This is a genomic window from Pseudomonas sp. MG-9, from assembly GCF_018729515.1.
GTDB lineage: Bacteria > Pseudomonadota > Gammaproteobacteria > Pseudomonadales > Pseudomonadaceae > Aquipseudomonas > Aquipseudomonas serboccidentalis.
In genome coordinates this window covers 1-455 of the sequence record NZ_JAHHZH010000022.1, presented here as the reverse complement: position 1 = coordinate 455, position 455 = coordinate 1, and the positions used below count along the sequence as shown (strand labels likewise).

The 455-nt window shown below is 55.4% G+C and carries 1 rRNA gene; it reads right to left on the bottom strand.

Annotation, left to right across the window (positions count from 1 at the left end):
• Positions 1 to 455: ribosomal RNA gene (locus tag KKQ10_RS28290) — 16S ribosomal RNA — on the bottom strand; the annotation flags it as partial.

The window sequence follows — 455 nt, the reverse complement described above, 5'->3', positions numbered from 1 at the left end:
CTCTCCGACTACAAGGGTATCTAATCCTGTTTGCTCCCCACGCTTTCGTGCCTGAGCGTCAGTCTTGTCCCAGGAGGCTGCCTTCGCCACCGGTGTTCTTCCGAATATCTACGCATTTCACCGCTACACTCGGAATTCCACCCCCCTCTGACAAACTCCAGTCCCGCAGTCATAAATGCAATTCCCAGGTTGAGCCCGGGGATTTCACATCTATCTTACGGAACCGCCTGCGCACGCTTTACGCCCAGTAATTCCGAATAACGCTAGCACCCTACGTATTACCGCGGCTGCTGGCACGAAGTTAGCCGGGGCTTCTTCTCCGGGTACCGTCATTAGCTTCGCGTTCTTCCCCGGTGAAAGAGGTTTACAACCCTAAGGCCTTCATCACTCACGCGGCATGGCTGGATCAGGCTTTCGCCCATTGTCCAATATTCCCCACTGCTGCCTCCCGTAGG